We start from the raw sequence: 9,216 nt of genomic DNA, 5'->3' as shown, positions 1-9,216 counted from the left end.
CGTCGGTGGTTTACTCGGTTATAGAAGGAAGGATAACATGTTATTTGTACGTTATGAGAATCTGAAAAGTTATTTGAAGTACTACCCGATCACGACGCTGCTCTTTGTCATCAACCTGGTGATGTTTCTCATTATGGCCTTTAACGGGGGCTCCACCAACAATGAAACGCTGATCCGGTTTGGAGCACTGACGAACATCGATCAATATAATGAGTGGTGGAGATATGTCAGCTCCATGTTTTTGCATGCGGGTTTTTCCCATTTGCTGTTTAACAGCTTCGCGCTGCTCGTGTTTGCCCCGCCTCTGGAGAGGCTGCTTGGTCCATGGCGATACGCGCTGCTGTACTTGTTAAGCGGTATTCTGGGCAATTTGATGACAGTGGCTCATTACAACCGTACCGGAGAGATCCTGATTTCCATAGGGGCTTCAGGAGCGATTTACGGCATTTACGGCGCCTACCTGTATATCGCCTTGCTTCAGCGGCAGTGGATGGATGACGCCTCCCGGAAAACCGTGTACGGCATATTGATCGTGGGCGTCGTCGTAACCTGGATTTCGCAATCCAACATTAACTGGGTGGCCCATATGGGCGGATTGATCGGCGGTTTCTTTATTTATGGACTGATGGCCAGGGTGCTGAGAAGGCGCCGCTAGCCAAGCTCGGATGAACAGGTATCGTATAAGCAGAATGGAGCGAAAGTAGTGGAATTAAGACAGTTGCAATACTTTTTGAAGGTAGCACAGAAGGAGCATGTCACGCAGGCTGCAGAGGAGCTGCATGTCGCCCAGTCAGCGGTGAGCCGGCAGATTCATCAGCTGGAGGAGGAACTCGGAGTCCACTTATTCATGCAGAAAGGAAGAAACCTGCAGTTAACCCCCGTAGGGCAGCTGTTCTGCAAACGGGTGGAGGGCATTCTGAAGGATTTGGATAAGGCGGTCATGGAGGTTCATGAATTTCTGGATCCGGAGCAGGGAGAAATTCGTATCGGATTTCCGCACAGCCTGGGGATTCATTTGATCCCTTCCGTGGTGGCCGAATTTAAACGCCGGTATCCGAACGTGAAATTCCGTTTCAAGCAGGGGATGTTCCCGTCCTTGATCCGTGATGTGATCTCGGCGGAAGTCGATTTGGCCTTCATTTCACCTTTCCCGGAAAAGCATGAACATGTGGAAGGCGAAGTGATCCTGACCGAAGAGCTGTATGCGATTCTGCCGCCGAACCATCCGTTGGCCGAGAAGGAGAGCATCCAGCTCGTCGAACTGAAGGATGAGAAGTTCGTTCTCTTCAGCAAAGGCTATTCTTTGCGGCCGATTGTCTGGCATGCTTGTCTCGAGGCAGGCTTTACGCCAAAGATCGCCTTCGAAGGTGAGGAGACCGACACGATCCGCGGACTGGTGGCCGCTGGCATGGGTGTCAGCATCCTGCCGGAGCTGGCCTTGTTCCAGACCAATCCGCTGCAGCCGGCACGCGTTAAAATTTCGGAGCCGAAAGTCACCCGCACGATCGGGCTGATTCATCGTTCGGACGATAAGCTTCCTCTGGTGGCCCAGTCTTTCCGCACCTTTCTGCTTAAATATTTCGGCTTACACCAGAACAATAAAAATACCCCGGTCGGTTAAACGACACGGGGTATTTTTATATTGAAATCGGATATCTACATACCTGTTTGTATTAGTCACGGTTGTTGCTGTTCGTAAAGATCAAAATGTACCGGAGCAGTTCGAGCAGGGAAACCAGCGCCGCTGCAACATAAGTCAGGGCTGCGGAGTTCAGCACCTTGGCTACGCCGCGTTCTTCTTCGTTCGTGATGTATCCTTCCGAAACCATAATCTCGCGGGCCCGGTTACTTGCATTAAATTCGACCGGCAGCGTGATCAGCTGGAAAGCAACCGCAACGGAGAAGAAGATAATGCCCAGTCCGATCAGTCCAAGCCATTGGAAAAGGAAACCGGCAATCAGAAGGATCGGAGCAAGTCCAGATGCAAAGTTGACGATCGGGAAAATCCGGTGGCGCAGAACCAGCATCGGGTAGTGCTCCTTGTGCTGAATGGCGTGGCCGATCTCGTGACAAGCAACGGAAATCGCCGAGATTGAGCTCTCGTAATACACCGGTTCCGACAGGCGGACGACGCGGTTAATCGGGTCGTAGTGGTCGGAGAGGGCTCCGCGTACCGGTTCGATCGGCACGTCGTGCAGCCCGTGGGTATCCAGCATGTGCCGGGCCGCGTCATATCCGGTCATGCCGCTGTTCGCCTGAACCGTGGACCACTTCTTGAAGGTACCCTGAACTCGAAACTGTGCCCAGAGCGAAAACAGAAATGCAATAATGATAAGTATATACATTCCGTCGAAATACATTTCCATACCTCCTGCTTTATTTTGCGGGAAACTAGAGGGTTGGGCCGTGCTGTTCAAGGAAGAGGCGAATGGCCTCGATGCACGCCGCACCTTGCGGGAGGAGATTCAGCAGCACCAGCCGCGCATGGCTTGGCTTCATTTGCTTAATCAGCGGTTCGAGCTCCTTCACTTCGCGCTGCAGCTGCTGCATATGAAGCTCGAGGTGAGACAGCTTGTCGGACACCTGCTTCTCTTCCGGAACCGAATCCCACTTCTCAAGCATCTCTTTAATCTCATCCAAACTATATTTCTCTTGTTTCAATTCATTAATACGTTTAAGCCGGACCAAGGTTTCATGGCTGTACAAACGGTAATTCTTAAGCGTGCGCTTCTCTGGAAAAATCAATCCCAGCTTGGTGTAATAATCAATTGTACGCTCGCTGACACCACCAGCCTTAGCTAATTCACCGATCCGATACAGTATCATATCCCCATCCTATATCACCTCGCAGGAAATTAAACGAATGCTCGTTTCCATATTATATTACTTAAATTATGATACATGAATCCGAACCGTACAGTCAAACGTCATGCTTTTCCTGTAAAGCTGACATTGTAAGTTAATATTACATCAGAAACATTTTTTCAGTATTTTCAAAAAATATCTTGTCAATTTCAGGACTATCGGCTTATAATGTCATTAAGAATTTCACTTTGTGTTAGAAATAATGACATTGGGGGAATGGGGTACATGAAAAGGAAATGGTTAGGAATCATGTTATTAATGCTTACATTATTGACGTTTCCCGTAACGGTTTTTGCAGCCGATGACGGGGCGACCAACGTTCAACTACAGGCTGGGTTGAACACCTTCTTCGTATTTATGGCTGCTATGCTCGTATTTTTTATGCAGGCGGGTTTCGCGCTTTTGGAAGCCGGTACGGTACGGATGAAGAACGCGGGTCATATCGCAGGGAAGACCGTACTGACACTCGGAATTGCCATCGTCGTTTTCTGGGCAGTCGGTTTTGGCCTTGGGTTCGGCAATGGGAACAGTTTATTCGGAACGACGGGATTTTTCCTGACCGGCGATTCCATGGCAGCGTCCTTTGATTCCTTATCCGCATCGGATGCGTCGCTGACGGTTAAGTTTTTGTTCCAGCTGTCCTTTGCGGCCGTATCGCTGGCCATTGCCTGTGGCGGTATGGCGGAACGCGCAAAATTAAGCGTATATATCGTATTTGGAACCATTTTTATGATCGTGATTTATCCGGTTGTTGCCCACTGGGTATGGGGCGGAGGCTGGTTGGGCCAATTGGGTATGCAGGACTACGCCGGATCGACCGTCGTGCATCTGACAGGTGCGACCGCAGCCCTGGTCATCACTTACATGCTGAAGCCGCGCCTTGGCAAATACAACAAGGACGGCAAGCCTAACAGCATTCCGGGTCATAATCAGGTATTATCGGTACTTGGCGTGTTTATTCTGTGGATCGGCTGGTTCGGTTTTAACCCCGGCAGTGCGCTGACACCACTGATGGACGGATTTTCGGATATGTGGCCTTGACCACCAACCTGGCTGTAGCTGCCGGTGCTGTTGCCGCCCTGCTGATTTCCTGGGCAATATTCGGCAAAGCCGATATCCCTAGCATGCTGAACGGCGTTTTGGCCGCTCTCGTTGCTATCACAGGTTCTTGTGCATTCGTAGATGCGTGGGCAGCGATCGTGATCGGTGCGGTTGCCGGTATCATTACCTTCTTCACGGCTCAATGGTTTGAGAGAGCGGGACTTGACGATCCGATTTACGCTTTTTCCGTACATGGTATTGCCGGGATTTGGGGTGCCGTTTCCACAGGGTTGTTTGCAACGCCGAAGCTTGTTGAGATTACTGGCGTCGGAAAACCCGGACTGTTCTATGGCGGTGGATTCTCGCAGCTGGGCGTTCAAGTGCTGGGTGTCCTCGGGGCGTTCGTATTCGTTCTCGTGATCTCCTTTATCGTCATCGCTATTATGAAAGCAACGATGGGAATTCGCGTTACCGAAGAAGAAGAAATGATGGGTCTGGACATCAGCGAACACGGCACTTACGGCTATCCGGAGCAAATGAGACTGCTCGTTGATTCCGAGATCAGACCATCGGCGTCTTCCGCATCGGCTCCTAAGCCATCTGCGGGAACCAACGAGTCCTTTACCTAAGTCTAAAGAAATATGAATGAATATAATTCACCATGGAGGGGGTGAACCGTATGGAACCGCTGAAGTCGGAATCATGTGATCTGGACCTCGGTACGATCGCTTATGCGAACTCGCGTGAAGAGCTTCGGAGCCGGCGGCTGGACTGCCAGGAACAGCTTCAGGAAATGTTCGCTGACATGCCGATCGGGGCCTGGTCTGCACTCGTCAATGAAATGCATGATTTGATCGCGGCCAGAGCCGTCGACATTTGCGAGCGGGAACTGGAGGAGGCTGGTTACGGCCTGCCTCCCGTCTCCTACGCCTTCGTCGTATTCGGCAGTGCGGGCCGTAGGGAGTCGACGCTGTGGAGCGATCAGGATAACGGCCTTATTATCAGCGACGAGCCGGATGCATATAAGGAAGCTTACTTTCAAATCTTCGGTCAACGGCTGTCGGACCTGTTTGAATATTTGGGCTATGAAAAATGCAAGGGGAAAGTCATGTGCTCCGAGCCGCTGTGGCGCAAAACGCTGGAGGGTTGGAAAACGCAGCTCTCCCGCTGGCGCAATGACTTCAGCTGGGAACCGGTTCGCTACCTGATTATCGCTACAGATATGCGCTATATTTCTGGTGATCGCACACTTTCTGAGTCGTGGAAGGCTTTTTTCGGAAAATGTCTCGATGAGACGCCGGAGCTGGCGATCGCGATTCTGCGGAATACGGTCAGACATAAAGCAACGCTAAATCTGCTCGGCCAGGTCGTTACCGAACGGTTTGGAGAACATGCCGGAGATTTTGACGTGAAATACGGGGTGTACATCCCGATCGTCAACAGCGTCCGATATATGGCCCTCCAGCAGGGAGTCAAGGAATCATCCACGCTGAAGCGGCTGGAGAGGCTGATGGTGCTGGACGGGGGCAACATGCTGCTGGAGAATGTGCAGCGCGCCTTTCTTACCGCCTTGATGCTGAGGTCGACCGCCCCCCACCGCGAAGAAAGGGGCATCTTCATGAGCAGCGGCTACATTCCGCAGAAGGAGCTCAAGAAAAGGCCGCTGATGTATGAGCTTCGCGAAAGCCTGACCGTCGTCAGGCGGACTCACCGGGCGCTGCAGCGTCAGCTCCGTTTCGCGGAGAGGAGAAGACCATGAAGACGCCGGAGCGGGGGAACAGCGGGTTCTGGAGCCTGCTTCGGCAGGGAGGCATGCCCTCGGCGATTGCTTCAGTGATGGGAGGAGCCTCCGCACAGCAGATGGCGTTTATCCGCTCGCTGATGAGAGAACAACGGCGGCCGGAGGTTCTGCATACTCCGCTCAGCGAGCTGGAAACCGTCGTGTTTGATCTGGAGACGACAGGATTTAACGTTCAGCAGGGCGATGAAATTTTGTCGATCGGGGCGCTTCGCGTCAAAGGCGGCGAAATCAAAGAGGATGAGTCGTTCTACAGCCTTGTTCAATGCAAACGCCCGGTGCCGTCCCACATTACCGGATTGACGGGGATTACGCAGGCGATGATCAACGAAGCGCCGCCGCTGATGGACGGTCTGCACGGTTTTATGAATTTCGTTGGGGGAAGGGTGCTGGTCGCCCATGCGAGCGCCCATGACAAATCCTTTTTGAATGCGGCACTGTGGAAAACTTCGAAGGTGAACCTCAGCCACCGGGTGATCGACACGATGATGATTGCCCGCTGGTTGGAGCCGCAGCGCGCGAGCTTTGCGCTGGACGACCTGCTGATGGCGAAAAATATTCCGATCGAGGGACGGCATCACGCTTTGGAGGATGCCAAGATGACCGCAAAGCTGTGGGTTATGTATCTGCGGGACATATCGCGAAGGAGACAGGTAGAGACGCTGGGCGACCTGTACGCCTATTTAAGCCATGCGTAACCGGGCCGGGCGGAGATGAAAATCGCCTGCCGTTGATCGTTCAATGAAGTAAGCTTGGGTCAGGATGGAAGATCCCGATTGGTCGGGGGAGCTGATCAAGTAGATACGAAGCAAATCTCCGAAAAGCGGGAGCTGACGCAAATCCTCCTCGGACGGAGCGGGAACAGTGTGTGGATGCGTGTGAAAGATTCCGAGCAGTCCCGAAGGGTTCAGACACTGCTGGACCCACGCCTGGGGATCCAAGGCGAAGCGGTGCAGCGGGTCAGGCGCTACGTTGCGGATCGGGATCAACGTCTCGATTCGCATGCCGCCCGCTGCAGCATTACCCCGCAGTACACCGCAGGCTTCATAAGGCCGATGAAGAAATAGCTGCTCCGCCAATCCGTGGGCGCAAGCAGCAACCAGCCATATTTCTTCGTCGCGTACGTGAAGCTCTGTCAACCGTATTCTCCCCTCTCACTTTGGCCTCTGCATTTGGCAGGGGCTCTTTTTTTGTGCATTCATATCATGTCAAGTGTAGCGGGATGCCTGTACAATCGCAAGGGACGTGTCTGGCAGATTTCGCTGTGGGCCAAGTCAAATAGGTCGTTGGGAAAAATTTTGCAGTTCATTTGTAAGTTCCCGTGAAAAGAGGGTAAAATATAAGGGATACCACTTTAAGTGCGTGTTCAAAAAGGTCGGTTTTCAGCACCGAGAAGATTGGATGAAGCAAGGGACTGAGGAGCAGAGCGTACGTAGTGGGTACGTGAGCACCGGAAGGCCCGGCTGAATTCAAGATTCGATGCCGAATCAGCTTCCCGATTTACTTCGTGTTAGATATAGAATTTTATTCGTTATCAGCAGAGCTGATGAAATTCTATATCGCAAGAAAACCTACATTTTAATCGCGGTCATTCATCCTTGATTGGCCTCGACTGGTTTTCTTATCAAAAGCGGACTTTTTGAACATCCTCTTTATGAAAAAGGGGCGACATCCATGAAACGTAATTTATACATTCTGCTCGCCTTTTTGGTGCTGGCGGGTGTTGTAGTTTACCAAAGTGCAGGCGACAAAATCCAGGCTGCCTTTCAGCAGGAGAAGCCGATGCCGACCGAAACGAAGCCGCAAGCGGGATATCTGGCGCCGGCCTTCACGGCCACGGGACTCGACGGGAAGGAATACCGTGTCGGTGGAGTGCAGGACAAGGCTATTCTGGTAAATTTCTGGGCTTCCTGGTGCGACCCGTGCCAGCAGGAAGCGCCCGAGCTGCATGCCTTGGCGGAAAAATACAAGGATGACCTGAATATTTACGGCATCAATGTGACCAAATACGACAACAAGAAAAACGCAAAAAGCTTCGTCGAGAAATACGACGTGAATTTTCCGGTCATGCTGGATCTGAAAGGAACGATCTACGACCAGTACAAAGGAGCCGTGTTCCCGACGAACGTGCTGATCGACAAAAACGGCGTCGTGCAGGATGTGATCCTGGGCATTCTGCCATCCAAGGATCTGGAGAAGAAGATCAAGCATCTGATCGAGTCCTAGTTTAGGTTGAATGGAAGACCCACCGGGTAGACTACCGGAGGTCTTCTTTTTTTGTGTTGATATAGAAAATAAAAGACCGTCCAGGATAACTCCCGGATGGTCTGCTTCAGTTAAGCTGATATGAATGGTTTAGTGATTGACCAGCCCTTGCGACGGTGAAGCCGCTTCAGGTTCCGATGTCTGAAGGATCTGTCCCAGCAGGGCGTAACGCATACTGTCGACCAGCGCCTCCCAGCTCGCCTCGATGACGTTCTCGGACACGCCGACGGTGTTCCAGGACTGGTTGATGTTGCGGGATTCGATCAGTACGCGAACCTTGGCCGCGGTCGCATCCTTCTCATCGAGCACGCGGACCTTATAGTCGGACAGGTGCATTTCCTTGATTGCCGGGAAGTACTGCACAAGCGCCTTCCGCAGCGCATTGTCAAGCGCATTGACCGGACCGTTGCCCTCAGCCGCAGTATAGACGTTGTTGCCGGCGACGTTCAGCTTGACGAACGCCTCGGAAACGACGGCTCTGCCGGCGGTTTTCTCTACCAGCATTTTGAAGGATTCAAAGGTGAACAGCTCCTTCATCTCGCCGCCGGCTTCGCGCAGGAGCAGCTCCAGGGACGCGTCGGCAGCTTCGAACTGATAGCCCTGGTGCTCGAGATCCTTGATCTTCTCGATCACTTTGCGCGAATGCTCGCTCGTGGAGTCGAAGTCCAGGCCCATATCCTGCGCCTTGGACACGATATTGCTCTGGCCAGCCAGCTCCGACACCAGCACGCGCTGCTTGTTGCCGACGAGCTCGGGCACGATATGCTCGTACGTGCGCGAGTCGCGAAGAATGGCGGAGACGTGGATTCCGCCTTTGTGAGCGAATGCCGCGTTGCCGACGTACGGCTGGTTTACCGGCATATTGACGTTGGCGATTTCGCTGACGAAGCGGGCGGTGTTGGTCAGCTGCTTCAAGCGATCTTCGCCGATGCACTCATAACCGAGCTTGAGCTCCAGGTTCGGAATGATAGAGCAGAGATTCGCGTTGCCGCAGCGTTCGCCGTAGCCGTTGATCGTTCCTTGAACCTGGCGGGCGCCGGCTTCCACCGCGCTGAGCGTGTTGGCCACGGCGAGCTCGCAGTCATTATGCGTATGGATGCCGAATTGGGCCTGAGGGATAAGCGAAGTCAGGCTGGTAACGATCCCGTGAATTTCATGCGGGAGGGTTCCGCCGTTCGTGTCGCACATCACCAGCCAATCGGCGCCGGCTTCCTTGGCTTTCTTCAGCACGGAAACGGCATAGTCCG

The 9,216-nt window shown here is 52.8% G+C and carries 9 protein-coding genes and 1 pseudogene; 6 read left to right on the top strand and 4 right to left on the bottom strand.

Going from position 1 to position 9,216, the window contains the following annotated elements:
* Positions 1 to 37: 37 nt before the first annotated feature.
* Both CPT76_RS00470 and gltC read left to right on the top strand, forming a co-directional pair.
* Positions 38 to 655 carry a rhomboid family intramembrane serine protease gene (locus CPT76_RS00470; RefSeq protein WP_105441572.1) on the top strand — a complete coding sequence of 206 codons (618 nt, stop codon included), beginning with the start codon at positions 38 to 40 and terminating at the stop codon, positions 653 to 655.
* 48 nt (positions 656 to 703) lie between these two features.
* Positions 704 to 1,621, top strand: coding sequence for a glutamate biosynthesis transcriptional regulator GltC (gene gltC, locus CPT76_RS00465; protein WP_105441571.1), 918 nt, complete (start codon positions 704 to 706; stop codon positions 1,619 to 1,621).
* 52 nt (positions 1,622 to 1,673) lie between these two features.
* Here the strand turns inward: gltC and CPT76_RS00460 are convergent, their stop codons facing one another.
* Positions 1,674 to 2,360, bottom strand: coding sequence for a zinc metallopeptidase (locus tag CPT76_RS00460; RefSeq protein WP_076170233.1), 687 nt, complete (start codon positions 2,358 to 2,360; stop codon positions 1,674 to 1,676).
* A gap of 31 nt (positions 2,361 to 2,391) precedes the next feature.
* The gene (locus tag CPT76_RS00455) at positions 2,392 to 2,826 is read right to left on the bottom strand and encodes a MerR family transcriptional regulator (RefSeq protein WP_076170232.1); all 435 of its coding nucleotides are present in this window, start codon (positions 2,824 to 2,826) and stop codon (positions 2,392 to 2,394) included.
* A gap of 264 nt (positions 2,827 to 3,090) precedes the next feature.
* Between CPT76_RS00455 and CPT76_RS00450 the strand changes: the two are divergent.
* The 3 genes and pseudogenes from CPT76_RS00450 to CPT76_RS00440 all read left to right on the top strand — a co-directional run bounded on the left by CPT76_RS00450 (position 3,091) and on the right by CPT76_RS00440 (position 6,402).
* Positions 3,091 to 4,535 (top strand): annotated as a pseudogene (locus tag CPT76_RS00450) (ammonium transporter).
* A gap of 50 nt (positions 4,536 to 4,585) precedes the next feature.
* Positions 4,586 to 5,665, top strand: coding sequence for a DUF294 nucleotidyltransferase-like domain-containing protein (locus CPT76_RS00445; RefSeq protein ID WP_105441570.1), 1,080 nt, complete (start codon positions 4,586 to 4,588; stop codon positions 5,663 to 5,665).
* Positions 5,662 to 6,402 carry an exonuclease domain-containing protein gene (locus CPT76_RS00440; RefSeq protein WP_105441569.1) on the top strand — a complete coding sequence of 247 codons (741 nt, stop codon included), beginning with the start codon at positions 5,662 to 5,664 and terminating at the stop codon, positions 6,400 to 6,402. The genes CPT76_RS00445 and CPT76_RS00440 overlap by 4 nt, the downstream gene beginning before the upstream one ends.
* Here the strand turns inward: CPT76_RS00440 and CPT76_RS41795 are convergent.
* Entirely contained in the window at positions 6,388 to 6,783 is a 396-nt protein-coding gene (locus CPT76_RS41795; protein ID WP_374954586.1) for a Mov34/MPN/PAD-1 family protein, read from the bottom strand. The two genes, CPT76_RS00440 and CPT76_RS41795, sit on opposite strands and share 15 nt — an antisense overlap.
* Before the next feature lie 595 nt (positions 6,784 to 7,378).
* Here CPT76_RS41795 and CPT76_RS00430 point away from each other — a divergent pair.
* Positions 7,379 to 7,930: a TlpA family protein disulfide reductase gene (locus CPT76_RS00430; RefSeq protein ID WP_105441567.1), complete on the top strand. Its 552-nt coding sequence runs from the start codon at positions 7,379 to 7,381 to the stop codon at positions 7,928 to 7,930.
* 129 nt (positions 7,931 to 8,059) lie between these two features.
* Here the strand turns inward: CPT76_RS00430 and cimA are convergent.
* Positions 8,060 to 9,216: citramalate synthase (gene cimA, locus CPT76_RS00425; protein ID WP_105441566.1), on the bottom strand; the 1,157-nt coding region annotated here is incomplete at its 5' end.

The organism is Paenibacillus sp. AR247 (genome assembly GCF_002968895.1).
Taxonomy (GTDB): Bacteria; Bacillota; Bacilli; order Paenibacillales; family Paenibacillaceae; genus Paenibacillus_AQ; species Paenibacillus_AQ favisporus.
The sequence above is the reverse complement of the archived record's forward strand: the minus strand, read 5'-3'. Positions and strand labels throughout refer to the sequence as shown.